This is a genomic window from Zoogloea sp., from assembly GCF_030157465.1.
Taxonomy (GTDB): Bacteria; Pseudomonadota; Gammaproteobacteria; order Burkholderiales; family Rhodocyclaceae; genus Zoogloea.
In genome coordinates, this window is record NZ_JAOAUU010000026.1 from 1 (window position 1) to 24449 (window position 24449).

Annotated in this window: 19 protein-coding genes; 7 read left to right on the forward strand and 12 right to left on the reverse strand. The window is 66.1% G+C overall.

The features are described 5' to 3' along the window. Nucleotides 1–217: 217 nt before the first annotated feature. Entirely contained in the window at nt 218–1075 is an 858-nt protein-coding gene (locus Q1W26_RS03495; protein WP_300435927.1) for an HDOD domain-containing protein, read from the reverse strand. A gap of 117 nt (nt 1076–1192) precedes the next feature. On the opposite strand from Q1W26_RS03495, the gene Q1W26_RS03500 reads away from it, so the two are divergent. The 5 genes from Q1W26_RS03500 (at nt 1193) to Q1W26_RS03520 (ending at nt 11313) form a co-directional block, all read left to right on the forward strand. Further along, the gene (locus tag Q1W26_RS03500) at nt 1193–1705 is read left to right on the forward strand and encodes a hypothetical protein (RefSeq protein ID WP_300435930.1); all 513 of its coding nucleotides are present in this window, start codon (nt 1193–1195) and stop codon (nt 1703–1705) included. A gap of 54 nt (nt 1706–1759) precedes the next feature. Continuing rightward, complete coding sequence (locus Q1W26_RS03505) at nt 1760–3712, forward strand: DUF1631 family protein (RefSeq protein WP_300435932.1); 1953 nt, start codon at nt 1760–1762, stop codon at nt 3710–3712. A gap of 97 nt (nt 3713–3809) precedes the next feature. Beyond that, the gene (gene uvrA / locus Q1W26_RS03510; protein ID WP_300435934.1) at nt 3810–9362 is read left to right on the forward strand and encodes an excinuclease ABC subunit UvrA; all 5553 of its coding nucleotides are present in this window, start codon (nt 3810–3812) and stop codon (nt 9360–9362) included. Further along, nucleotides 9359–10351 (forward strand): phospholipase A, encoded by a 993-nt coding sequence (locus Q1W26_RS03515; RefSeq protein WP_300435936.1) that lies wholly within the window; start codon nt 9359–9361, stop codon nt 10349–10351. Before uvrA ends, Q1W26_RS03515 begins: the two co-directional genes overlap by 4 nt. Nucleotides 10352–10584: 233 nt before the next feature. After that, nucleotides 10585–11313, forward strand: coding sequence for a PhnD/SsuA/transferrin family substrate-binding protein (locus tag Q1W26_RS03520; protein ID WP_300435938.1), 729 nt, complete (start codon nt 10585–10587; stop codon nt 11311–11313). A gap of 37 nt (nt 11314–11350) precedes the next feature. Here the strand turns inward: Q1W26_RS03520 and Q1W26_RS03525 are convergent, their stop codons facing one another. Then, nucleotides 11351–12736, reverse strand: coding sequence for a toll/interleukin-1 receptor domain-containing protein (locus tag Q1W26_RS03525; RefSeq protein WP_300435940.1), 1386 nt, complete (start codon nt 12734–12736; stop codon nt 11351–11353). A 95-nt stretch (nt 12737–12831) separates the two neighbouring features. On the opposite strand from Q1W26_RS03525, the gene Q1W26_RS03530 reads away from it, so the two are divergent. Continuing rightward, nucleotides 12832–13368, forward strand: a complete 537-nt coding sequence (locus Q1W26_RS03530) for a M48 family metallopeptidase (protein ID WP_300435942.1) — start codon at nt 12832–12834, stop codon at nt 13366–13368. An 82-nt stretch (nt 13369–13450) separates the two neighbouring features. On the opposite strand, the gene Q1W26_RS03535 is transcribed toward Q1W26_RS03530, so the two are convergent. From Q1W26_RS03535 to Q1W26_RS03580, 10 genes are all read right to left on the reverse strand, one after another. After that, on the reverse strand, nt 13451–13810 hold the full coding sequence (locus Q1W26_RS03535; protein WP_300435945.1) for a helix-hairpin-helix domain-containing protein: 360 nt from the start codon (nt 13808–13810) through the stop codon (nt 13451–13453). Continuing rightward, entirely contained in the window at nt 13758–14510 is a 753-nt protein-coding gene (locus Q1W26_RS03540; protein WP_300435947.1) for a hypothetical protein, read from the reverse strand. Before Q1W26_RS03540 ends, Q1W26_RS03535 begins: the two co-directional genes overlap by 53 nt. Before the next feature lie 231 nt (nt 14511–14741). Further along, nucleotides 14742–16196 (reverse strand): ribonuclease G, encoded by a 1455-nt coding sequence (rng, locus tag Q1W26_RS03545; RefSeq protein ID WP_300435950.1) that lies wholly within the window; start codon nt 16194–16196, stop codon nt 14742–14744. Nucleotides 16197–16358: 162 nt separating this feature from the next. Beyond that, nucleotides 16359–16958 carry a Maf family protein gene (locus tag Q1W26_RS03550; RefSeq protein WP_300435953.1) on the reverse strand — a complete coding sequence of 200 codons (600 nt, stop codon included), beginning with the start codon at nt 16956–16958 and terminating at the stop codon, nt 16359–16361. 55 nt (nt 16959–17013) lie between these two features. Continuing rightward, complete coding sequence (gene rlmH / locus Q1W26_RS03555) at nt 17014–17484, reverse strand: 23S rRNA (pseudouridine(1915)-N(3))-methyltransferase RlmH (RefSeq protein WP_300435956.1); 471 nt, start codon at nt 17482–17484, stop codon at nt 17014–17016. 42 nt (nt 17485–17526) lie between these two features. Then, nucleotides 17527–17895: a ribosome silencing factor gene (gene rsfS / locus Q1W26_RS03560; RefSeq protein ID WP_300435959.1), complete on the reverse strand. Its 369-nt coding sequence runs from the start codon at nt 17893–17895 to the stop codon at nt 17527–17529. 4 nt (nt 17896–17899) lie between these two features. Continuing rightward, on the reverse strand, nt 17900–18562 hold the full coding sequence (gene nadD, locus Q1W26_RS03565; RefSeq protein ID WP_300435962.1) for a nicotinate-nucleotide adenylyltransferase: 663 nt from the start codon (nt 18560–18562) through the stop codon (nt 17900–17902). Then, entirely contained in the window at nt 18549–19316 is a 768-nt protein-coding gene (locus Q1W26_RS03570) for a BPSS1780 family membrane protein (protein ID WP_300435965.1), read from the reverse strand. The genes nadD and Q1W26_RS03570 overlap by 14 nt, the downstream gene beginning before the upstream one ends. A 4-nt stretch (nt 19317–19320) precedes the next feature. Beyond that, the gene (locus tag Q1W26_RS03575; RefSeq protein ID WP_300435968.1) at nt 19321–20115 is read right to left on the reverse strand and encodes a BPSS1780 family membrane protein; all 795 of its coding nucleotides are present in this window, start codon (nt 20113–20115) and stop codon (nt 19321–19323) included. 144 nt (nt 20116–20259) lie between these two features. Beyond that, nucleotides 20260–21207, reverse strand: a complete 948-nt coding sequence (locus Q1W26_RS03580) for a homoserine kinase (RefSeq protein ID WP_300435970.1) — start codon at nt 21205–21207, stop codon at nt 20260–20262. A gap of 317 nt (nt 21208–21524) precedes the next feature. On the opposite strand from Q1W26_RS03580, the gene Q1W26_RS03585 reads away from it, so the two are divergent. After that, nucleotides 21525–23528 (forward strand): UvrD-helicase domain-containing protein, encoded by a 2004-nt coding sequence (locus Q1W26_RS03585; protein WP_300435973.1) that lies wholly within the window; start codon nt 21525–21527, stop codon nt 23526–23528. Nucleotides 23529–24449 lie beyond the last annotated feature (921 nt).

Below are 24449 nucleotides of genomic sequence, written 5' to 3' on the forward strand. Positions count from 1 at the left end.
CCCGAAATTCTGGCTGTGTGGTGCTCCGACAGGCGCTCTACGCGGCCTGTACGCCATCTTCACCCCAATGCGCCCCGCCGGCCCCGGCCGCGACCCAGTGCTTCCGATCGTCTGACAGGACTCCAAAAAGCACGAACCCCCGGGAAAACCGGGGGTTCGTCAGCAGTCTGAAATGCCCGCCTTTTCGGCGGGCATTTGCATTGCGGAGCGTGGTCTTTCAGCTCAGCGCGGCGGCGACGATGTCGCGGAATTCGTCGAGGTCGGCCTCGGAGGTGCCGAGGAAGGCCTTGGCGTCTTCAAAGGGGCGGCCTTCGACCGGCTCGGCGTCTTTGGTGAATTCGGCGACGACATGTTCGGCGATGATGGTCACGGCAATCAGCGCCAGGGCGTCGGAAGGCAGTTCCTTCTCGGGCAGGATGTAGAGTTCCGGATCGTGGTGGTAGCGGATCGCCGAGGCGATCATGGCGGGCAGGCCCCAGTTGCGGGCAAGCAGCCATCCGGTCACCGCATGGTCGCAGCGGTAGTGCTCCTGCTCCTGGCGGACGAAGGGCGCGCCGTGGTCGGTGGCGCTGGCGTACAGGGCCGCGTAATCGGGGAAGTTGATCATCAGGACCGGCACCGCCGCGTCGTGGAACAGCGCGTAGGTGTAGGCGCTCTCGGGGGATATGCCGACATGCTTGCGAGCCAGAACACCGGCGGCGAGGGCGAGGGTGGCGGCGCGCGACCAGAAGCTGTCCATCAACTCGGCGGGCAGGCCGCTGTTGGTATTGCGCAGGGCCACCGCAATCACCACGCTGAGGATGTTGCTGATGCCGAGCCGGGCAACCGCCTGCTGAATGCTTTTGACCTTTGCGCCAGATCCGAACATCGGCGAGTTGGCGAGTTTGATGGCCATCGCCGACATCCCCACGTCGGACGCCAGGATGCGGGTCAGAACCTTGATCGAGGGTTCGTCTCGCTGGGCTTCGCGCATGACTTCCGTGACGATGGCCGGGCAGGGGGGAATGCGGACCGCGGCAAGTGTGTCGTTCAGCTCTTCGTGAGTGAGCGGGCGGGGTGTCGTGCCTGTATTCATAACGATGTGTGCCTGCAGCGCTAAAGTTTTAAGATTTTATCGAAAAAAACATTTTTATCGTTTTGAAGTTTCACTTTTGGCGATAACTACTTCCGCCTCCGGTGGAAAGGAACAGGCATGAACGTCTCTTCGCGTCGTCCGGTCGTCCTTGCGGTGCTCGTTTTTGCGTTGTCACAGGGCTATCTGGTGCAACTGCTTCAGCAATTACGGCCGAATATCTTGTTTCTGCAGTTCACTTTTGATCCGGCGCGCTACTGGGCAATTCTGGCGGCCTGGGGCTCCGACGGCGAACGCGCTTACCGCGAGCATTTTGCCTACGATTTTTTCCATGTGCTCATCTACGCGGCCTGCGGTCGCATCGTCGTGACCCGTGGCGCGCTGTTTGCGCCGGAAGCGTGCCGATTGGCCTCGATCACGGCCTGGCTGCTGCCGCTGGCGGCGCTCTTCGATTTTGCCGAAAACCTGCTGCAACTGCATCTGCTGGCGGGCCCGGTCGGCGCGAGCAGCCTCGTGATTCCACTGTCGGCCTTGTGCTCGGCGCTCAAATGGGGCCTGGCGGCGGGGTTCGCCGGTGTGATCGGGTGGCGCGTGGCCCGTAAATGGACTCAAATCGGGCGTCTGTCACGGTGAAACGGAAGGGGGCTGTGTATAAACCCGGATTGATACCCTCCCCGCTCTCCCTTCATGTCCAAGTCGTCCCGTTCCCGCGCAACCCCGGCAGGCTCGCTCCTTACCCGGAGTCGGGAGGGTTTTCTGAGGGCGCTGCGCGAGGGGGCTTCCGAGGTGATCCATCACCCGGACTGGCTCGACGCGCTGACCCAGGCCGCGGGCGCCTGCTTCGACGAACTTGTCGGTGGGCGCAAGGGCGCTGGCAGTAAAGGTCCGGGGCAAAGCTCGCCGCCGATCAATCTCGTTCGCGATGACGAGTCGGATTATTCCATCGCCCTGATCAATCTCGACCAGCGCCTGCAGGATTTCTGCGGGCGCGACCTGTCGGTTCTGCACCTGCGCATGCGCCATCAGCTTGCCGAGGACGGTGTCGAATTGCGCGAGGAGTCGCCCCTCGGCACGGCCAGCGTGTGCCGGGCCTTGCGTGCGCTGAAGGAGGCCGAGCGACTCAACCCGGTCGAGGCCTTGCGCCTGCTGGGCCAGCTGGAAGAGCCCTTGCGCCGTCATCTGTGCCGCTTTTACCGGGCGCTGGAGCACAGCTTTGCCGACGAAGCCCACGCCCGCCGCAGGCCGCGGGACGACGATGCCGAAGTGTACTGGACCGACACGCCGGCGGCCCGCGCCAGCCTGCCCATCCATCCGGTGGATGCGTTGCGCCTGGCGGTGCTGGCGCAACGGGAGAACATGCCGGCGCCGGCGGCCAGCCGTGATCCGGGGCAGGGTTCGGCGCTGATCGAACGTATCGAGGCGTGGCTTGTGGAACGCCAGAATTCCGGCTCCGGCGTGCCGGTTTCCCTTGGGGCCAGCGAACTCGGCGCGCTCCTGAGCCCGTCGAAGGCGGCGGCGGTGGAGGTGATCGAGACGGTGTGCACGCGCGGTGCCGGATCGCCGGCCCTGCCGCCGGTGATCCGCGCCCTGTTCAACGGCCTGCGGACGCCCCTGCTGCGCCTTGCACTGCGCAGCGACACCCTGTTGTCCCTTGAGCGCCACCCCGCGCTGAGCCTGCTCGATCGGATTGCCAACATCGGTCGCACACTGGCCCCCGATTCGCCTCCGGATCTGCCGGTGTGCCGCGGGCTGGCTTCGATGGTGCGCTCCCTCGGCCGCCTGCCACGCCCGACCCGGCGTGATTTCGAAATGGCCCTGGCCGTGCTCGATACCCTGCTGGCAACCCGCCAGCGCGGCGCCATGACGCGCGCGGCTGCCCACGTCGAGGCGGCGGCCCGCCTGGAGCGGCGCGAGGTGGCGCTGCACCAGGCCAGCCGGGCCGTCTACCTGCTGGTCGGCCAGGCGCCGCCCAGCGTGGCGCGCAACTTTCTGGAACGCTACTGGGTGCATGTGCTGGCCAAGGCGGTGTATCTCCACGGGCCGGACAGCCCCCAGTGGGCGGCTCGGCTGCTGACGGCCAACCGCCTGCTTGCCAGTGCCGTGGAGCCCGCCGACGCCGACGCCCGCCAGCGTCTGGCCACCGAACTGCCGGCCCTCGCCCGTGAGCTGGAGGAGGGCTTGGCATGGATCGCGCTGCCGGGCCCGCAAGCGACTGCCGCGCTCGCGTCGTGCATGGAACTGCACCGCAGCCTGCTGGCCGGGCGTCCGGTGCCGGTACCAACCCTGCGCAAGAACTCGTCGCCTCCCACCCTTGGCACCCCGGCCGGAAGTCCTGGCCTCTGCACCCTCAAGCACAAGCACTACGTGGCCGGCGAGCTGCCCTTGCCCCCCGAATGGGCCGCACTGGGTGTGGGCGCCAGCGTCGCCATCACCCTGCCGGATGGCAGCGTGAGCTGCGGCTTCGTGGCGCACCTGGGCCCGGGCGGGCAGGTGGTGCTGGTTTCCGATGGCGATCGTGACCTGGTGCTGGCGATAACGGCCCGGGCACTGGCCCAGCAGGCCGCCCTGCCCGGAACCCGGATCGTCTGCGACGAGTCGATCGTGGACGAGGCAACCACCGACAAGCTGATCAACCCCTGAGGCGTGCCGGGCGCGGGCGGGGAACCGATGGGCGGGCCGCCTGTCTGGATGGGGCGCTCTACAATCCCGTCTGCCCGCCTCTACCGACCGCCTCCCCATGTGCCTTGATCCCGCCTGCCAGGCCGACCACGACCCCGCTGACGCCAACACCATCCGCATTCGCGGTGCCCGCCAGAACAACCTGAAGAATCTCTCCCTCGACATTCCCCACCACGAACTGGTGGTGGTGACCGGGGTGTCCGGCTCGGGCAAGAGCTCGCTGGTTTTCGACACGCTGTATGCCGAAGGCCAGCGCCGCTACGTCGAAACCTTTTCGCCCTATGCGCGGCAGTTTCTCGACCGCATGGACAAGCCGCAGGTGGACCGCATCGAAGGTGTGCCGCCGGCCATCGCCATCGATCAGACCAACCCGGTGCGCACCTCGCGCTCGACCGTGGGCACCATGACCGAGCTGGCCGATCACTTCAAGCTGCTCTACGCCCGCGCCGCCCGTCTGCATTGCCGCGGCTGCGGCAAGCCGGTGACCCGCGACACGCCGGCGACGATCTTTGCCGATCTGTCCGCCCGCGCCGCGGCGGCGGGCGATCCGCGCCTGGTGGTGAGTTTTCCGGTCACGGTGCCGGCCAGCTTTGGCGAGGACGAAATTGCCGGCCTGCTCGCCCAGCAGGGCTACACCCGCATCCACGCCCGTGATGGCGCGGTCCTGCACGTGGTGCAGGACCGCTTCCGCCTGGCAGGCGCCGAGCACGCCCGGGTGATGGAAGCGCTGGAAATCGGCCTGCGCGCCGGCCATGGCCGCATCACGGTGCATGCGCTGGGCGGCGTTGAGGAGGCGCAATGGAAGTTCAGCTCGGGCCTTCACTGTGCCGATTGCGACATCGCCTACTCCGATCCGCTCCCCAGCCTGTTTTCCTTCAACTCGCCCATTGGCGCCTGCGAAACCTGCAAGGGCTTCGGGCGGGTGATCGGCGTGGATTTCAGCCTGGTGGTGCCCGATGAATCCAAATCCATCGACGAAGGCGCGGTAAAGATCTGGCAAAGCCCCAGCTTCAAGGAATGCCAGGACGACCTTCTCAAGATGGCCAGGCGCAACGGCGTGGCGACGGATATCGCGGTGCGCGACCTGCCGCCCGAGCACCGCGAATGGCTGCTCGAGGGCGACCCGAAGTGGAAGAACTGGGACGCGTCCTGGCCGCGCCACTGGTACGGCGTGCGCCATTTTTTCGACTGGCTGGAAACCAAGGCCTACAAGATGCACATCCGGGTGCTGCTGTCGCGCTATCGCAGCTACACCGAATGCCCCGCCTGCCACGGTGCCCGCCTCAAGCCGGATGCCTTGCTGTGGCGGCTTGAAGCCCACCAGGGCGCCGCGGCGTCGGGCCTGAGCAGCGCCGCCATCCACGAACTGCTCGCCTGCCCGATCGAGGACATCGCGCCCTTCGTTGCCGGGCTCGATCTTCCCGCGCCGCTGGACGAAGCCACCGAGCTGCTGCTCGGCGAGATCAAGGGGCGTCTCAAGTATCTGCAGGACGTGGGCCTCGGCTACCTCACGCTGGATCGCCAGTCGCGCACGCTGTCGGGCGGCGAAGTGCAGCGGATCAACCTGACCACCGCGCTCGGCACCTCGCTGGTGAATACCCTGTTCGTGCTGGACGAGCCTTCCATCGGCCTGCACCCGCGGGATATCGGACGCATTCTCGGCGTGATGGAGCGCCTGCGCGACGCGGGCAATTCGCTCGTCGTCGTCGAGCACGACCCGCAGCTGATGCTGGCCGCCGACCGCCTGCTCGACATCGGCCCCGGCCCCGGCGAGCGCGGCGGCGAGATCGTCGCCTACGGCCCGCCGGTGCAGATCGCCAACGATCCCGGCTCGCTCACCGGCGCCTATCTTTCCGGCAAGAAGCGCGTCGACACGCGGCGTCTGCCGCGCGCGGTGGCGGCCGACCTGCCGCGGCTCACCTTGAAGGGCGCGCGCCAGCACAACCTGCAGGGCGTCGATCTGGCCATTCCGCTGCAGCGGCTGGTCGGCATTACCGGCGTGTCCGGCTCGGGCAAATCCACGCTGATCCAGGACGTGCTCTTTCCGGCGCTGGCCAAACATTTTGGCCAGCCTGCCGAAACCCCAGGCGCCTTCGACAGCCTGGCCGGGCTGGACGCCATCAAGGGCGTGGTGTCGGTGGATCAGTCGCCCATCGGCAAGAGCGCCCGCTCCAATCCGGTGAGTTACGTGGGCGCGTGGGACGCCATCCGCAAGCTCTTCGCCAATCTTCAGGAGTCGAAGGACCGCGGCTACACGCCCGGCACCTTCAGCTTCAACTCCGGCACCGGGCGCTGCCCCACCTGCACCGGCTCGGGCTTCGAGCACGTGGAAATGCAGTTTCTCTCCGACGTGTATCTGCGTTGCCCCGATTGCGATGGCAAGCGCTACCGGCCGGAAATCCTCGCCCTGTCGTGGCAGGGCAAGGGCGTGGCCGACGTGCTGGAGATGACCGTATCCGAAGCGCTGATCTTTTTTGCCGACCAGAAGGCCGTGCAGGCCGCCCTCGCGCCGCTGGCGGACGTGGGCCTCGAATACCTGCGTCTCGGCCAGCCGGTGCCCACGCTTTCCGGCGGCGAAGCCCAGCGCCTCAAGCTGGCCGGCCATCTGGCCGAAGCGGCACAGCTGGCCGCCAAAAAATCCAAGAAGGGCGCCACCGGCATTGAACCTGGCCTGCTCTTCCTGTTCGACGAACCCACCACCGGCCTTCACTTCGAGGACGTGGCCACGCTGCTGTCGGCCTTCGAAAAGCTGCTCGATGCCGGCCACTCGCTGGTCGTCATCGAGCACAACCTGGACGTGATCGCCGCGGCCGACTGGCTCGTGGACCTCGGCCCCGAAGGCGGCAGCGGTGGCGGACGGGTGGTGGCCGAGGGAACGCCGGCCCAGCTGATCGCCACGCCGGCGTCCCATACCGGCCGGGCGCTGGCCGATTACTCTGCCCAGCTCGCCGCGCTGCAGGCCGCGCCGGTGGTGGCCGAGCCGGCGGTGCGTTACCGCGCCGTGGTCGAAAAAGCCATCACCATTCGTCACGCCCGCCACCACAACTTGAAGAACATCAGCCTGTCGATTCCGCGTGACAAATTCACCGTGATCACCGGCCTGTCGGGTTCGGGCAAATCCACGCTGGCCTTCGACATCGTGTTCGGCGAAGGCCAGCGGCGCTATCTCGAATCGCTCAACGCCTACGCCCGCCAGTTCGCCCAGCCCTCGGCCCGGCCGGACGTGGACGCCATTTTCGGCATTCCGCCCACGGTGGCCATCGAGCAGCGCGTGAGCCGCGGCGGGCGCAAGAGCACCGTCGGCACGCTCACCGAGATCCAGCCCTTCCTGCGCTTGATGTACGTGAAGCTCGGCACCCAGTTCTGCCCGGATTGCGATGTGCCGGTGACGCCGCAAAGCTTCGAGGCCATCGTCGCCCACATCATGCGCGATTGCGCCGGCCAGTCGGTCGAGCTGCTCGCCCCGCTGATCATCAACCGCAAGGGCCTCTACACCGACCTCGCCAAATGGGCGCGGGGCAAGGGCTTCGAGCAGCTTCGCGTGGATGGCGAATACCTGCCTACCCAGAAGTGGCCGCGCCTCGACCGCTACAAGGAACACAGCATCGAACTGCCGGTGGGCGTGGTGAAGGTCGGGCCGGACACCGAGGCGCTGCTGCGCGAATACGTGGAGACGGCGCTGGGCCACGGCAAGGGCGTGCTCAAGGTGCTCACCACCGCCCAGCCCGATGCGCCGCTCATCACCCTGTCCACGCTGCGTGCCTGCCCGGATTGCGGCACCAGCTTCCCCGAGCCCGACCCGCGGCTGTTCTCGTATAACGCCAAGCACGGCTGGTGCCCGGATTGCTACGGCACCGGCCTCAAGATTAGCGGCAAGGTCGACAATCCCGATGATCTCGACCTGGGCGAACTTGACGCCGAAACCTTTGATGCCTGCCCGAGCTGCAACGGCGCGCGCCTCAACCCGGTGGCCCGCGCGGTGCGCTTCCGCGACCTGGGCCTCCACGAACTGGCCTCGCTGCCGGTGGGCAAGGTGGCGGGTTTCTTCGCAGGCCTGGCGCTTGAACACCGCGAAGCCGAGATCGGCCGCGATCTGATCGCCGAGATCCGCGGTCGGCTCGATTTTCTGCAGCAGGTCGGCCTCGCCTACCTGGCGCTGGACCGCGCCGCGCCCACGCTGTCCGGCGGCGAAGCCCAGCGTATCCGGCTGGCGGCCCAGCTCGGGTCCAACCTCACCGGCGTCTGTTACATCCTCGACGAGCCCACCATCGGCCTGCACCCGCGGGACAACCGCCTGCTGCTCGACACCCTCGAAGCCCTTCGCGCCCGCGGCAACACCTTGCTGGTGGTCGAGCACGACGAAGACACCATCCGCCGAGCCGATCACGTGATCGACATCGGCCCCGGCGCCGGCGTGCGGGGCGGGCGGATCGTGGCCGAAGGCCTGCTGGCGGATCTGATGGCCGCGCCGGAATCCGCCACCGGGCGCTGCCTGGCCCATCCGCTGTTCCACCCGCTGGCCCCGCGGCGGCCCGTGCCGGCCGATCATCCGGCGCTCATCGTCAATGGCGCCACGCTGCACAACCTCAAGAACGTGACCGGCCGCGTGCCCCTGGCGCGGCTGACGGTGGTGACCGGCGTGTCCGGCTCGGGCAAGTCCACCTTCGCCCGCGACGTGCTGCACGCCAGCCTGGTGGCTGCCGGGCCGGTGGGCTGCGCGTCGCTGCTGGGAGCCGAGCAGATCGGTCGTGTCCTTGAAGTGGACCAGACCCCCATCGGCAAGACGCCGCGCAGCTGCCCGGCCACCTACATCGGCTTCTGGGACACCATCCGCAAGCTCTTTGCCGAAACCAACGAAGCCCGGCTGCGTGGCTGGACGGCCTCGCGCTTTTCGTTCAACACCGGCGCCGGGCGCTGCCCGGTGTGCGAAGGCCAGGGCCGCATCACCATCGAGATGAACTTCCTGCCCGACGTGAAGCTGCCCTGCGAGGCCTGCAGCGGTGCCCGCTTCAACCCCGAAACGCTGACCGTGCAGTGGAAGGGCAAGAGCGTCGCCGAGGTGCTCGGCATGGCGGTGGAGGACGCGGTGGAGTTTTTCGCGGCCCATCCGTCCATCGCCCATCCGCTCAGGCTCTTGCAGGACGTGGGCCTCGGCTACCTCACCCTCGGCCAGCCCAGCCCGACGCTGTCGGGCGGCGAGGCCCAGCGCATCAAGCTGGTGTCGGAACTCGCCAAGGTGCGTGGCCGGGCCGGCGAATCGGCCGCCGGCCCCGGCCGCCCGCTGCCGCCCGAAAAGCACACGCTCTACGTGCTGGACGAGCCGACCGTGGGCCTGCACATGGCCGACGTGGAAAAGCTGATCCACGTTCTCCACCGCCTCGCCGACGCGGGTCATACTGTCATGGTCATCGAGCACGATCTGGACTTGATGGCCGAGGCCGACTGGATCATTGATCTGGGCCCCGAAGGCGGCGACGGCGGTGGCGAGATTGTTGCCGAAGGGCCACCGGAGGCCATCGTGGACGTGGGCCGCTCACACACGGGCCAGATCCTCGGGGTATTCATGGCAAGCCGCTGCGCGCCCGCCGAAATCAGGAGAACAACACCATGAACCCGAAGATCACCCTGGCGGCCCTCGTCGCGCTGCTGGCGCTTGCCGGCAAAGCCGCCGCCGGCGATCCGTCCGCCTGCGCGACGCTTGCCGACAACACCGAACGCCTGGCCTGCTACGACGAAGCCGTCGGCCGCGCCCACACCGAGGCGCCGGCCCCGGTGGTGGTTGCAACCACCCCCTTCTCGGCCCGTTGGGAGCTCGATGCCGAGGACAAGAAAGGCAGCTTCCTGATTCGCCCCTACAAGCCCACCTACCTCCTGCTGGGGCGCTGGAGCAATTCGCCCAACCGCCTGCCCAACTCGCCCAATCCGGCCAACACCGGCCTCGAGCGCACGGAAGTGGATGCGGCCGAAGCCAAGTACCAGATCAGCTTCAAGACCAAGCTGTGGGAAGGCCTGGTCGGCCGTCACGGCGACCTGTGGCTGGGCTACACCCAGCAATCGAACTGGCAGCTCTACAACAAGCGCTTTTCGTCGCCCTTCCGCGAGACCGACTACGAGCCCGAGCTGCTGGCGGTGTTTCGTACCAACCTGGATGCCGGCGCCGGCTTCAAGGTCAAGATGATGTCGCTGGGTTTCAACCACCAGTCCAACGGCCGGGCCCTGCCGCTATCGCGCAGCTGGAACCGGCTGGTGGCCCAGGTCGGCATCGAGCGCGGTGATTTCGCGCTGGTCGTGCGGCCCTGGCTGCGCCTGAAAGAAGACGCGGCCAAGGATGACAACCCCGATATCACGTCCTACCTCGGCCATGGCGACATCCAGGCCATGTGGCAGGCGGGCGAGCACGGTTTTGGCGTCCTGCTGCGCAGCAACCTGTTGTCGGGCTCGCAGCCCCGCGGCGCCGCCCAGCTTGACTGGAGCTTCCCGATCCACCGTAACCTGAAGGGTTACGTGCAGCTATTCACCGGCTTCGGCGAAACCCTGATCGACTACAACCACCGCCAGACAACCCTCGGCGTGGGCGTATCCCTGGTGGATTGGCTCTAGCCGCCGTTCAGCCCTTCCGGCAATGCTCTTGCCGTGACTTAGTTTGTAATAAAGTGCAAACCGGATTTGTTAAGATCCATGACTTTCAGGTATTCCGCCAAGCAGTATGTCGTCCCGGCGGATGCCGGCAACCCGGAAACCCACCCGACAGAGGTTTTACGTAATGCTCCAGCAGACTCCGACGGCGACATCGCCCCGTTTCCTTTTGTCCTGTTGCCCGGGAGCGTAAGCGCATGGTCAGTCCATTCAAGCTCAGCGTTTGCCCCCACGACACAGCCAAGAACCTGCTCGGCTGGTTCACCCTCAACACCTACCTGCAGCGCAATCTCGGCACCGGCATCCACTTCGAGCCGCAGGACAACTTTCTCGTCGAGCGCCAGGCCGTGCTCGACGACGGCTTCCACGTCGTCTATGCCAACCCCTACAGCGCCCTGTGCTTTGCCCGCGACCGGGGCTTCGTGCCGGTGGCCCGGCCGGCGGGGGTCAAGGATGAAACCCTGGTGGTCGCCCGTGCCGGTGTGGTCGTGCCGGATGTGCCGCGCATTGCCAGCGCCACCGACAAACTGATCATTCACGACCTGGGCCTGCAGGTGATGCGTCGTGAAGGCATGAACCTCGATGGCGCCAGCTTCAAGTTCGTCGGCAACCACCTCAACGCCGCCAAGGCCGTGTTGCAGGGCGAGGCCGACCTCGGCTTCGTCTTCAACGAAACCTGGGCCGGCATGAACGCATCGACGAAAAGCGAACTGCAGGTTGTCGGCGAAAGCCGCGACGGCACCGCCTTCCACTGCTTCATGGTGGCCCGTGAATGGGCCGACAAGCGCGAGGCTATCCAGGGCATCCTGTGCGGCATGCACCTCGACCCGTCCGGTCTGCGGGTGCTCGAAGACCTGAAGTTCCAGCGCTTCGAGCCGGTTGGCGAAGAAGTGCTGGCGCCGCTCGGGAAGCTGATCGGGGCGTGAGCGCCTTGCCGGCTTAGTTGGCAGCTTAGTCGGCAGCTCAGTCGGCAGCTGCGTTGCGGGCGATGGCGGCACGCAAGGCGGCTGTCGCCCGCATTCTGTCCTGGCACGCGTGCGCGGCGGCTTCCCAGTCGTGGTCGGTGCGAGCGTGTCGGGCGAAAGCGTAGACGTAAATCGACATCTCCTCCGCAGCGTCCCAGCCGTCCCATTCGGCGGACCCGGCGGCGGCCTCGCATTGATCGGCCAGAACGCTGGTCAGCATCGAGCCGGCCCCTGCGGCGGCGCGCAGATGGGCCACGGCGCGGGTCACACTGCTGCGATCGCGGAGACGGGCGAGGCGGCGCACGTGATCCCGCAGGGCGTCGGCGACGGGCTGCCAGGCGTTTGGCGTTCCCTTCAGGCCATCGGCCAGGGCGGCATGGCAGCGCGTCTGCAGCGAACCGTCGGAATCGAAATCGCCATCCTTGATCCAGCGCTGCCACAGGCGCTGCACGCTCGGGTGGTCGGCGGTCATTGTGTTCATCGCGGCCTCGGCCGCATCCAGCGCGAAATTCGCCGGCGGACGCTTGGGCTGGACCAGGCGCCGGATCACCGCCGCGCGTTGGGCTGCGTCCAGCGCCGCGCCGTTGTGATGGATGAAGCCGCTGAGGGCCTGGTCGTCGGGCGGCGCGCACGCCGCAAGGATGCGGATCGCCGCATCGAGCCGGGCGACCGGCAGCGCCCGGCCGGTGGCCAGCGCGATGGTGATGTCCTCGCCGGGGAGGCGGCTGGCGGCATGGCGTTCGAGCGGCCACGCGCCCGCGCCGCTGGCCGGAAAAGTGTAGGCGGCGTGGTAGGCAATCAGGCTGCGGCCGGGGCCGTCCGGCAGGTCGTAGAGCGCGTTCAGCGCAAAATCCATGGGGTGGAAGGGCGCGTCGGTCAGGCTGTCCATCTGGGTATCCGACACGCCCGGGCCGTTCAGGCAGGCATCGATGACGAGGCCGACGGAGGGCGTTTCGCGCACCACGGCGTCCAGTCCGGCCCGCAGCGTGGCCGCAGACACTTCACGCGGGCCGTCGAGCAGCGCCAGCAGGCTGGGTTCCAGGCGCAGCGGATCGGTGGCGTCGATGCCCAGGTGGTCGGCGAAAAGCGGGTGCGTTTCGACGTGCTCGACAAACAGCGGGCACACCCGATGGGGCGGGTTCAGCTGGCGAGCGAAGGCGATTTCCCGGGCGACCCATCCGGAGGCCGCGGCGGCGGCAGAGGCGATGACCAGCAGCGTCCGGGCCTCGCCGATGCGTGCCTGGATCGTGGCGCCAAGGGTGTCGCCGGGGTGGAGCTGGGCCTCGTCCAGCCACATCTGCAGGCCGTAGCCGGCGAGACGGCGCGCGACGCGCTGGGCGATTTCCCGGTCGGCGTGGGTGTAACTGATGAAAAAATCGAACATGACAACGCATCTCCGGGCCGCATGCTTGGTGGCTTCACTATAGCTTCGTTCCCGGAGGGGATAGAATTTCGTCCCCTTCGACTGCTGACACCCCGATGAGCGCAGCCACCCCTCTCCGGTATCTAAGCGGCTACCCCGTCCACCTGGTGGCGCAGGTGCGCGAGTTGCTCGACAGCCAGCAGCTCGGCCCCTTGCTGCGCAAGAAGTATCCGGCGCCCCATGCCGTTCGCAACGATACGGCGCTTTACGATTACGTGAGCGAGCTGAAGGCCCGCCATTTGCGCAATGCGGGGCCGTTGAGCAAGGTTGCGTGGGATGGCAAGCTGCAGACGATCCACAAGGCGCTGGGCACCCACACGACGGTGAGGCGGGTGCAGGGTGGCAAGCTCAAGGCCAAGCGCGAGATCCGCATCGCTACGCTGTTTCGCGAGGCGCCGCCGGAGTTTCTGCGCATGATCGTCGTGCACGAGCTTTCGCACATGAAGGAGCCGGATCACGACAAGGCTTTTTACCAGCTCTGCTGCCGCATCGAGCCCCAGTATCACCAGCTGGAGTTCGATGTGCGCGCGTGGCTGAGCTTGATTGATGTGACTGGCGCAACGCTGTGGGCGCCGCCGCCACCGGCCGCCTGACGGGCCGTTTCTGCTTGTCCACGGGAAAGCCCCGGAGCGGCGTGTAGCCGGTTCCGGGGCTTTTTGCGTGTACTTCGCGGGCTTACAGGCTGAGGCTGGCTTTGAGCTTGTCGAGCAGTTTGATGCCGATGCCCTTGAGCGTGAGCAACTCGTCGAGGCTGGTAAAGGGGCGGGCCGCGACGATGGCGGCGGCGACAGCCTTGGGCAGGCCCTTGATGGCGGCCAGTTCGGCGGCGCTGGCGGTGTTTACCGATACGCCGGCGGGCGCCGCTTTGGCCGCTTTCGGGGCGGCTTTGGGGGCCGCCTTGGGTGCAGCCTTCGGGGCAGCTTTCGGTGCTGCCGTGGCGGCGGGGCTGGCTTCGGCTTTCACCTCGGCCACGGCCTTGGTTTCAGCTTCCGGCCAGCTGACCGGCAGCGGGAAGTTGACGTAGTCGCGGGTCACGAAGCCGGTCGGAGCCCATTCGCGCAGCAGCAGGGCGATGTGCCAGGTGCCGGCCGGGGTGGCGGCGAGGGGGAGTTCGACATTGATGTTGTGCCAGGCCTGCTGGCCGCCGAGGCTGCCGAGCTGGCTGGACACCTGCCGGCGTGCCGCCGGTGTAGGAGCTGGCGAGGGCCCACAGTTCGAGGGACAGGGTGCCGCTCAGGTTGTCGGCGGCGCGGGGGTTGGTGACGCCATCGGCGCTGAGGGTGACGGTCTTGTCGCCCAGCTCGAAACGGGCGTTGCCGTTGATCTCGGGCTGGGTGAAGCTTTCGGCGAGCGGATAGTTGGCGTAGTCGTGGACTTCGTCGAAGCAGCCGTCGTGGCCGGCGGCGAGTACCAGCACCATCGCGTGGCTGCCGTGGCCGGCCGGCGGGAAGCCGGGCGTTTCGGCGCCGACATACTGCAGCGGCTCGGCTATGAGCGTATCGAGGGGGATCTGGGCGACCAGCGTGCCTGCGGTCGGGTGGCCGGAGAAGGGGGCCGCGCAGGCCCACAGTTGAAGGGCCCAGTCGCGTCCCGAGAGGCTGGCAGGGGCATCGGCCAGCAGTTCGGCATCAAGGCGGACCTGGTCACCGTTGAAGCTGTAGGCGTGGGTGGAACCGATCCGGACGTTGCCGGTACGAAGGCCGGGGGTGGCCCGGAGAAGCTTGGGTGTTTGCATCGTGCGCGTGCCTGGCAGTAGTGGTTGCGGCCGATTTTGAGGGCGCCGGGAAGGCAGCGTCAATCGAATGGCGATCGATTTTTTGGATGCACCGAGTGGGGGCAAAAATCGGCCAAAAAGCGCACCAATACCGGGATTTCACCAAAATGGTGCGCCCCTTTTAGGGGCGTTTCTGGTGTCGCCGTCCGATGCCTTTTTGGTGGCAGGACGGCGGTTTTTTTCAAGCGTTTTTTAAAGCAGCACGATGTCGAACTGCTCCTGCCCGTAGCTGGCTTCGGGGTGCAGGGATACGGTCTTGTCGATGAAGTCGGAGAGCATCGCCAGGGACTGGGATTCTTCTTCGAGGAAGAGGTCGATGACGTTGGGGGCGGCGAGCACGCGGAATTCGCGGGCGTTGAACTGGCGCGCCTCGCGCAGCAGCTCGCGCAGGATTTCGTAGGCGACGGTGCGGGCGGTCTTTACTTCGCCGCGACCGGTGCAGGTGGGACAGGATTCGCAGAGCAGGTGGGCGAGGGATTCGCGGGTGCGCTTGCGGGTCATTTCCACGAGGCCGAGGCTGGTGAAGCCGTTGACCGTCATCTTGGTGTGGTCGCGGGAGAGCGCCTTGCGGAATTCGTCGAGCACGGCGCTGCGGTGTTCGGCGCTTTCCATGTCGATGAAGTCGACGATGATGATGCCGCCGAGGTTGCGTACGCGCAGCTGGCGGGCGATGGCCTGGGCGGCTTCGAGGTTGGTCTTGAAGATGGTGTCGTCGAAGTTGCGGGCGCCGACGAAGCCGCCGGTGTTCACGTCGACGGTGGTCATCGCTTCGGTCTGGTCGATGATCAGGTAGCCGCCGGACTTGAGATCGACGCGCCGGGCCAGGGCCTTTTCGATTTCGGCCTCGACGCCGTGCAGGTCGAACAGCGGGCGCTCGCCCGTGTAGTGCTCGAGCAGCGGGGCGACCTGGGGCATGTATTCGCCGGCGAAGGCCGAGAGTTTCTGGAAGTTCTCGCGGGAGTCGGCAACGATGCGCGTGGTGGCGTCGGTGACGAGGTCGCGCAGCACGCGCTGGGCGAGGTTCAGATCCTGGTAGAGCACATAGGGCGGGCGGGCGCCGACGGCGCGGTTCTTGATCTCGGCCCACAGTTTGCGCAGGTAGGCGATGTCGGCGGCGAGCTCTTCATCGGAGGCGTTCTCGGCCATCGTGCGGACGATGTAGCCGCCGCTTTCATCGGCCGGCAGCAGGCGGCTGACCCGCTCGCGCAGGGCTTCGCGGCCGGCCTCGTCGCCGATGCGCTGGGAGATGCCGATGTGCTTGTCCTGGGGCAGGTAGACGAGCATGCGGCCGGCGATGGAGATCTGCGTGGACAGCCGTGCGCCCTTGGTGCCGATGGGATCCTTGAGTACCTGGACGATGAGGTTCTGGCCTTCGGCGAGGATGCGCTCGATGGGGCGCAGCGCGTCGCCGGCGTGGCGGTCGCTCCAGATGTCGGCCACGTGCAGGAAGGCGGTGCGCTCGAGGCCGACGTCCATGAAGGCGGACTGCATGCCGGGCAGCACGCGCACGACGCGACCGAGATAGATGTTGCCGACGATGCCGCGACTGGCGCTGCGTTCGACATGCACTTCCTGGACGACGCCCTGCTGCATGAGGGCGACGCGGGTTTCCTGGGGGGTGAAATTGATGAGGTATTCGTCGGACATGATGCGGATGGAAAACGGAGATGGGTGATGACCCGGCCGTTTGCGGCAGCCCCGCCATCACCGATCGCCGCTCGTCCGGCAGCGCTGGCGCGGGTTCAGCCCGCGCCTTGTTCTGAATTGTGTCTCATCGCCCGGGGCGCCGGAACTGCTCCGGCGGCCGGGTTAGAGAGAATAGCCGAATTCCTGCAGCAGGGCGCCGGTCTCGAACAGGGGCAGGCCCATGATGCCGGTGTAGCTGCCGTGGATTTCGTCGATGAAAAGCGCGGCGCGGCCCTGGATGCCGTAGGCACCGGCCTTGTCGGCTGCTTCACCGGTGGCGACGTAGTGGCGGATCTCGGTGTCTGACAGCGGACGGAAGCGCACTTCGCTGGTGGACAGGCGCTGCTCGAAGCGCTGCCCGTTGGTGACGACCACGGCGGTCAGCACGCGGTGGGTGCGCCCGGAGAGGCGCCGCAGGATCGCGATGGCGTGTTCGCCGTCATCGGGCTTGCCGATGATCTCGCCGTCCAGCTCAAGCGTGGTGTCGGCCGAGAGCAGCAGGCGCTGGGGCAGCTTGCGCATGTACATGCGCTGGATGCCGCCCTCGGCCTTGGCCAGGGCCACCCGGCGTACGTAGGTCACCACGTCTTCGCCGGGCTCGACGTGTTCCGAGATGTCGTGGTCGTCGCGACCGGGGCCACGAAACAGCAGCGGCTCGAAGCGGACGTGGATCTGTTGCAGCAGTTCGCGCCGGCGGGGGCTGTTGGAGGCGAGGTAGATCATTTCGGTGAGCGGTGGGGAGCGGTGGGAGAAAGGGGCAGTGTTCGGTGCCGGCCCCTTACTCGCGGTGGTAGGGGTGATTCTTCAGGACGCTCCAGGCGCGGTAGATCGCTTCGGCGAGCATGACGCGGACGAGGGCGTGGGGAAGGGTGAGGCTGGAGAGACGCATCGTTTCGTGGGCGGTGGCCTTGAGGGCGGGGTCGAGGCCGTCCGGGCCGCCGATGATGATGGCGATGTCGTCGCCGCCGTCCTGCCAGTGCTCGAGGCGTTTGGCGAGGGCCTTGGTGCTGAGGTCTTCGCCGCGTTCGTCGAGGATGAGGCGGCGGCAGCGCGCCGGCAGCGCGGCTTCGATGCGGGCGGCTTCGAGGGCCATCATGGCGTCGACCGTCTTGCCGGTGGTGCGCGGCTCGGCCTTCACTTCGACCAGTTGCAGCGGCAGCTCGCGCGGCATGCGCTTGGCGAAGTCGTCAAAGGCGGTATCAACCCATGCCGGCATGCGGGTGCCGACGGCGACGAGAATGAGTTTCATTGGGTGGTCAGGCCCGTCCGGGGGCGGACGGGCGGCACGGGCTCAGGCTGCGTGGGTGGCGATGGCGCCCGGACGGGAGGGGCGGGCCGGAACCGCGCCCCACAGTTCTTCGAGGTTGTAATAGCTGCGCGTGGCCGGCTGCATGATGTGGACGACGATGGCACCGAGGTCGACCAGCACCCATTCGCCGGTGCCTTCGCCTTCGATGCCGACGACTTCGAGGCCGGCTTCGCGGGCCTTGTCGGCGACGTGGCGGGCCAGGGCGCGGGTTTGCCGGTTGGAGTCGCCGCTGGCGACGATGGCCCGGTCAAAGAGCGAGGTGAGGCGCGTGGTGTTGATGACCTGGATGTCCTTGGCCTTGACGTCTTCAAGGGCGGATACGACGAGCTGTTCGAATTGGGTGATGTCCATTGATTCAGAGATAGAGTTGGTGCGTGGAAATATAGTCAATAACCGGCGCCGGGAGCAAATAGCGCAGGCTCAGGCCGGCGGCGCGGCGGGTGCGGATGTCGGTGGCGGAAATCGCCAACGGGGTCATATCGAATTGTACGAGGCTGCCGCCGGGCGCGCCGTGCAGTAAGTGGGCAGGTGCCTGCCGGGTGGCACACAGGCGGGCCAGTTCGGGCGGCATTTGCGCCGTGTCGAGGGTGTAGCCGGGGCGGTTGGCGACGGCGATGTGGGCAAAGTCGAAGAGTTCGGCCCAGCGCCGCCAGGTGGGCAGGCCAAGGAAGGCATCCACGCCCAGCAGCAGCACCAGCGGCCGGGCCGGGCCGAGTTCGGCGCGCAGGCGTTCGAGGGTGACGATGGTGAAGCTGGCCTCTAGGGCTTCGACTTCGGCCGGGTCGACTTCGAAGGCCGGGTTGTCGGCGGTGGCGAGGCGGGCCATGGCCAGGCGGTCGGGGCCGCTGGCGCCGGGCGTGGCCCGGTGGGGCGGCTGGCCGGCGGGAATGAAGCGTACCCGATCAAGGGCCAGGGCTTCACGCGCGGTTTCGGCCAGGCGCAGGTGGCCGTGGTGGATCGGGTCGAAGGTGCCGCCGAACAGTCCGAGCGGGCCGTGACCCGGCTCAGGCCGATTCATCGGGCCCGATCTGGCCGAACACGTCCGAAGCGTTGGCGTAGAAGCTGGCGAACACCACCGGGATGAAGATTGCCGGGAGCGCAATGGCCGGCAGGGTGCCGAGGATGGGCGAGATGAGGCCGAGCAGGCCGATCAGCAGGCCGGGTATCAGCACGGCCAGCATCAGGCCGATGCCGTAGGCGAGGAAGGCGCGCCAGTTGCGCCAGCAGGCGACGAGGCTGAAGAACATGGCCTTGACGGCTGACATGCGGCCCCAGCCGGCCAGGAGCGGGGCAAACCAGTAGGCCATCATCAGCGGCGTGGAGCATGCGGTGCCGACAATGAGTGACACCGACAGCATCGGGTCTTCGGCGGTGGCTTCGTCGAGCTTGCGCTTGCCGAGCATCAGTTCGGCCAGGATGCCGCCGTCGACCAGCGCCGTGAGGCCCAGCACCACGAAGGTGCCGGCGAGGTAGATGCCGCCGATCTTGATCTGCTCGGGCAGGTTCTGCTTGAAGCCGGAGATGAGGATTTCGGGCCCGGCCTTGCGTTTTTCGGCCACCGCCTTGCAGCCGTTGTAGATGCCCAGCGACAGGGCCGGCATGGCCAGCGACATCAGGATCTGGCCGATGAACGGCACGGCAGCGACCACCAGCAGGCACAGCCAGTAGCCGAAGACGAGGAAGGTGATCAGGGCCGGGTTGCGCTTCCACAGCGCGAAACCCTCGATGATCCATGCCCAGCCGCGGGAGGCGGGCAGCGTGCGTGCGTGCATCGGCTTACTCCCCGGCCGTTTCAGGGGTGGCCGGCGGCAGCGCCGGCATTTCACCGAAGATGTCCTGGTAGGACGCGTAGAGGGTGCCGGCGAGCACCGGAATCAGCACCAGCACGCCCAGCCCGGCGGGCAGCATGGCAACCCAGATCAGCACGTAGATCAGCACGCCGAGCACGACGAAGGCGCCGAAGTTGTTGAAGCATGCCGACAGGGACATTTTCATCGCGTCGAGGGGCGGGGTGTCGCGCAGCACCACCAGCGGGGCGGCAAACCACAGGGCCGTGATGAGCAGCACCCACAGCACCGAGAACACCACGCTGCCCAGCACCACGCCGCTGACCAGCCCGAGGCCGAGCCCGGCCAGCGCACCGAGGATGTAGCCGGTGAGGGCTGCGCCTCCACCGATGACCACCGACACGAAGCCGGCAATCAGGCCGCCGAGCAGGTAGAACACGCCCACCAGCGCCAGGTTGCCGGCATGCACCTTGAGCCCGGCAAACAGATGGTCGACCCGCAGCGGGCGGCCGTTGGCCTGGGCGTCGCAGCCGAGCACCATGCCCGACACCATGATGGGAAAGCCGATAAGGACCACTGCCCAGCCCAGCAGGGGCACCAGCCCGAGCACGAACAGCATGATGAAGAAGATCATGCTGATGGCCAGCCACACGCCCGGATTGCGCATGAAATAGGACCAGCCGGCCTTCAGCCACACCAGGCTCTCGGCGGGAGACACGTGGCGTGGCTGCGGGTGGCGGGCGGCACTGTAGGGATGGGTTGCCGGGGTGGCCGGTTCAGTCATGGCAGGGCGGGTTGGGGCTTGGGGTGAACAGGCAGAAAACAGGAAGAAAAATCAGCATGTTGCGCTGCGGTGGGATGCTAGCCCAAATCGATGGCCAAGTTCAAACCGGCTATCGGAATGGGCGCCGGCCCTGCACGCGAAAGCTTAGCCCGGCAGTGCCGGCAGGGCGCTGTCGAGGGCGCGCTGGCGGAGGATCCGCCGGTATTCGCCGGGGTCTTTGACCAGCACCATCTCGCCGGCCCGCGGCAGGTGGAAGTCTTCGAGCCGGGACAGCCAGAAGCGCAGTGCTGCGGCGCGCAGCATGGCCGGCCAGGCGGCCCGCTCGGCGCTGGTGAAGGGGCGCGCTTCGGCGTAGCTGGCGAGCAATGCGTGGGTGCGGGCCGGGTCGAGCCGGCCGTTGGCGTCGGCACACCAGTCGTTAACGGTGACGGCCACGTCGAACAGCAGCGCGTCGACGCCGGCGAAGTAGAAGTCGATCACGCCGCCGACGAAGTCGCCGTCCCACAGCACGTTGTCGCGAAACAGATCGGCGTGGATCACGCCCTGGGGCAGGGCCTTGATGTCGAAGCCGGCCTGGAAGGCGAGTTCGGCGTCGAGTTCGGCTTGCTCGTCGGCAGGCAGGTGGGCGTGCACGCGGGCGGCGCAATCCCGCCGCCAGTCGGCATCGCGGGGGTTGGCCTGCTTGCGGCCGAAAGACATTCCGGCCAGGTGCAGCCCGGCCAGCATGGCACCGATGCGCGCGCAGTGGGCCACGCCCGGCGCCATCTCGGATTTGCCGGCCAGCCGGGTGACCAGCACCGCGGGTTTGCCCGACAGACTGCCGAGGTATTCGTTGTCGCGGTTGGCGATGGGCGCCGGCACCGGCAGCCCGTGGCGCGCCAGGTGGGCCATGAGGTGCAGGTAGAAGGGCAGCTCGGCGCGGGGCATCGTCTCGAACAGCGTCAGCACATAGCGGCCGAGGCTGGTGGTGACGAAGAAGTTGCTGTTCTGCACGCCGGCCGAGATGCCTTGCAGGGCATCAAGGCGGCCAATGGCGTAGTTTTTCAGCCAGGCAGCGAGATCGGGTTCGGTGACGGGGGTAAAGACGGACATGGTGGCGGGAGATTACATCAAGGCCGGGCGGAGGGGGACGCATGATGCCCATGCCGGCCGATCTCAACCCGGCGGGCGATGTGTTCGGCGGCTGGATCATGGCGATGGTCGATATCGTGGGTGCAATCCCGAAAACCCGGAGGTCGTGAAGGTGACCGAGGCATGCCTGACTTTCGTCGCCATCGACGAATTCCAGGCCAAGCACCACATCGCGGCGGTTTGAGCGCCGGAAGGCGGCTGGCGGCTGGCTGGCCGGTCCAAGCAGGGGCCGGCTTGGAGTAGACTCGTCCCCCCGCTTCACCCGATGCACCTCTGCCATGTCCGCCCCCCAGCTCAACGCCCCGCAACGCGAAGCCATCCACTACCTGGACGGCCCCTGCCTCGTGCTGGCCGGCGCGGGCTCCGGCAAGACCCGGGTGATCACCCAGAAGATCGCCTATCTGGTGGGCGAATGCGGCTTCAACCCCCACAACATCGCGGCGATCACCTTTACCAACAAGGCCGCCAAGGAAATGCTGGAGCGCATTTCCAAGCTGATGGGCGGGCGCGCCGCCAAGGGGCTGACCGTGTGCACCTTTCACGCGATGGGCGTGCGCATCGTGCGCCAGGAGGCCAAGTACCTCGGCCTCAAACCGCAGTTCTCCATCCTCGATTCGACGGACACCACGCAGATCATCGCGGAGATGACCGGCAACACCGACAAGAACCGCGCCAAGGCGCTGCAATGGCAGATTTCCAGCTGGAAGAACGCCCTCATCGAACCCGACGAAGCGGCCCAGCTGGCTTCCGACGAAATCTCATCGTCGGCGGCGCTGCTCTACCGCGACTACGACAAGACCCTGCGCGCCTACCAGGGCGTTGATTTCGACGACCTGATCCGCCTGCCGGTCAAACTCTTCGACGAGCATCCGGAAGTGCGCGAGCGCTGGCAAAACAAGCTGCGCTACCTGCTGGTGGATGAATACCAGGACACCAACCGCGCCCAGTACCGCCTGCTCAAGCTGCTCACCGGCGTGCGCGGCGCCTTTACCGCGGTGGGCGACGACGACCAGGCGATCTACGCCTGGCGCGGCGCCGACGTGGAAAACCTGCGCCAGCTGCCGGTGGATTTCCCCAGCCTGCGGGTCATCAAGCTGGAGCAGAACTACCGCTCCACCACGCGCATCCTCAACGCCGCCAACACGGTCATCGCCAACAACGAAAAGCTCTTCGAGAAAAAACTGTGGTCCGAGCACGGCGCCGGCGAGCCGGTGAGCGTGGTGGCCTGCCAGACGCCCGAGCACGAAGCCGAATCGGTGGTGATGAAGCTCTCCGCCCATAAGTTCGAGCACCGCACCCACTTCAAGGATTACGCGATCCTCTACCGCGGCAACCACCAGGCGCGCTTGTTCGAGCAGCAACTGCGCAACCACAAGATCCCCTACGCCATCTCCGGCGGGCGCAGTTTCTTCGAGAACGCCGAGATCAAGGATCTGTGCTCCTACCTGCGCCTGATCGCCAACGAGGACGACGACCTGTCCTTCATCCGCTCGATCACCATCCCGCGGCGGGGCATCGGGCCGGCCGCCATCGAAGCCCTCGGCAACTATGCCTCCAACCGCAAGCTCAGCCTGTTCACCGCGGCCTTTGAAGAAGGCGCCGCCCAGCACGTGAATGCGCGCCAGCTCGACACCGTGCGCGAGTTTTGCCACTTCATCAACCGCATGGCCCACCGCGCCCCGCGCGAGCCCGCCGGGCAAGTCATCAACGACATGCTCAAGGCCATCAACTACGAAGCCTGGCTGTACGAAAGCTGCGAGCCGCGGGAAGCCGAAACCAAGTGGAGCAACGTGGGCGATTTCACCGGCTGGCTGGGCAGGAAGGGCGAGGAAGACGGCAAGACGCTGATGGACATGATCCAGACCATCAGCCTGATCACCATGCTCGACAAGGACGACACCGAACTCGACCAGGTTCAGCTGGCCACCCTGCACGCCTCAAAGGGCCTGGAGTTCAAGCATGTCTTTCTCGTTGGCGTCGAAGAAGGCCTGCTGCCCCACCAAAGCTCGATCGACGAAGACAAGATCGAGGAAGAACGCCGCCTGATGTACGTGGGCATCACCCGCGCCCAGCGCAGCCTCAGCATCAGCTACTGCGAGCGCCGCAAGGCCGGCCGCGAAGTGCGCACCTGCGACCCGTCGCGCTTCATCGACGAAATGGGCGAGGAAGGCATCAAACGCAACGACCGCAAATCCCAGGAGCCGGTGAGCAAGGAAGATGCCCGCGCAAGAATCGCCAACCTGCGCGCGATGCTGGGGAACAAGCCGGGAACGATTGGGTAGGGGGATGCATCGGGAGTGGTTTCGGATGACCCACCATCCCGATGGTCTTGGTTGCGTGACAGAATTGTAGGTATAGCAGCTATCTCTAGAGCCAGTAGGGTGTTGTGTGCTTGGCCGAAGCAGATGGTTGTGTGGACGTCCGCTTTGAAACTACGCTTTCCTATTGCGATTCGCAGTCAATAGTTGACGAAAGTTTGATTGGGGAGGTTGCGCATGCACTTGTGCTCTCGGTTGCTTGGAAAACCTCACTCAGTAGGAGTTTTATAGTTCAAGTACGTTCTGTTTTTCAAGCTAATGTATTGAAGCGGCTATGCACACAATGACTGCAGTCCTTGCTCATAGTATTGATAGGTTTCCTCACCCAAGCACTCGCGTGGATTTTCCCTCAGGCACGACAATCCAGCATTTAAAATTGTCTGATGAGAAAGGTGGCATTTTGTGTGTGCCGAATTGAAGGACGCTGCGATGATGCTACACACAAGCGAGTGTTTTAAATGGCCTTGGACTATCCTGTCTGTAGAGATATCTCTAGTCAATAGATGTACTTTTTTTGAATAAGTGCATCTGTAGGCAATGGATGATTTGTATTTTTCAATCAGTCTATTTACTTCTGTTATGGGTATGCCCCAGAAGCAATTTCCATCTATTCCTATTCCGCAGGATTTTCTATTTTTCTTGAAGAGTGGCGTTTCATGGATACGACTTGAGAAGTCTAATCGACATAGAAACCGAAGTCGTGACATTCCTCGTTTAACTGCCGGGGTAATTCGGCTGTATATATTGTCTGTGGCTAGAATTAGTCTGCTGGCTGTCTTGTTTATCGTTGTTTCTGACCATAGGTCGTTCTCCCAGCTATAGCCTTTGGTCGGCGTTGTTGCATAACTCTGGCTCAAGCCAAGTAACCCCAACCCCAGGCGGATT

What these genes read in the sequence shown, in the direction of transcription:
- Q1W26_RS03495 (WP_300435927.1), bottom strand. Translation starts at nt 1,075, where the DNA reads ATGAATACAGGCACGACACCCCGCCCGCTCACTCACGAAGAGCTGAAC.
- Q1W26_RS03500 (WP_300435930.1), top strand. Translation starts at nt 1,193, where the DNA reads ATGAACGTCTCTTCGCGTCGTCCGGTCGTCCTTGCGGTGCTCGTTTTT.
- Q1W26_RS03505 (WP_300435932.1), top strand. Translation starts at nt 1,760, where the DNA reads ATGTCCAAGTCGTCCCGTTCCCGCGCAACCCCGGCAGGCTCGCTCCTT.
- uvrA (WP_300435934.1), top strand. Translation starts at nt 3,810, where the DNA reads ATGTGCCTTGATCCCGCCTGCCAGGCCGACCACGACCCCGCTGACGCC.
- Q1W26_RS03515 (WP_300435936.1), top strand. Translation starts at nt 9,359, where the DNA reads ATGAACCCGAAGATCACCCTGGCGGCCCTCGTCGCGCTGCTGGCGCTT.
- Q1W26_RS03520 (WP_300435938.1), top strand. Translation starts at nt 10,585, where the DNA reads ATGGTCAGTCCATTCAAGCTCAGCGTTTGCCCCCACGACACAGCCAAG.
- Q1W26_RS03525 (WP_300435940.1), bottom strand. Translation starts at nt 12,736, where the DNA reads ATGTTCGATTTTTTCATCAGTTACACCCACGCCGACCGGGAAATCGCC.
- Q1W26_RS03530 (WP_300435942.1), top strand. Translation starts at nt 12,832, where the DNA reads ATGAGCGCAGCCACCCCTCTCCGGTATCTAAGCGGCTACCCCGTCCAC.
- Q1W26_RS03540 (WP_300435947.1), bottom strand. Translation starts at nt 14,510, where the DNA reads ATGCAAACACCCAAGCTTCTCCGGGCCACCCCCGGCCTTCGTACCGGC.
- rng (WP_300435950.1), bottom strand. Translation starts at nt 16,196, where the DNA reads ATGTCCGACGAATACCTCATCAATTTCACCCCCCAGGAAACCCGCGTC.
- Q1W26_RS03550 (WP_300435953.1), bottom strand. Translation starts at nt 16,958, where the DNA reads ATGATCTACCTCGCCTCCAACAGCCCCCGCCGGCGCGAACTGCTGCAA.
- rlmH (WP_300435956.1), bottom strand. Translation starts at nt 17,484, where the DNA reads ATGAAACTCATTCTCGTCGCCGTCGGCACCCGCATGCCGGCATGGGTT.
- rsfS (WP_300435959.1), bottom strand. Translation starts at nt 17,895, where the DNA reads ATGGACATCACCCAATTCGAACAGCTCGTCGTATCCGCCCTTGAAGAC.
- nadD (WP_300435962.1), bottom strand. Translation starts at nt 18,562, where the DNA reads ATGAATCGGCCTGAGCCGGGTCACGGCCCGCTCGGACTGTTCGGCGGC.
- Q1W26_RS03570 (WP_300435965.1), bottom strand. Translation starts at nt 19,316, where the DNA reads ATGCACGCACGCACGCTGCCCGCCTCCCGCGGCTGGGCATGGATCATC.
- Q1W26_RS03575 (WP_300435968.1), bottom strand. Translation starts at nt 20,115, where the DNA reads ATGACTGAACCGGCCACCCCGGCAACCCATCCCTACAGTGCCGCCCGC.
- Q1W26_RS03580 (WP_300435970.1), bottom strand. Translation starts at nt 21,207, where the DNA reads ATGTCCGTCTTTACCCCCGTCACCGAACCCGATCTCGCTGCCTGGCTG.
- Q1W26_RS03585 (WP_300435973.1), top strand. Translation starts at nt 21,525, where the DNA reads ATGTCCGCCCCCCAGCTCAACGCCCCGCAACGCGAAGCCATCCACTAC.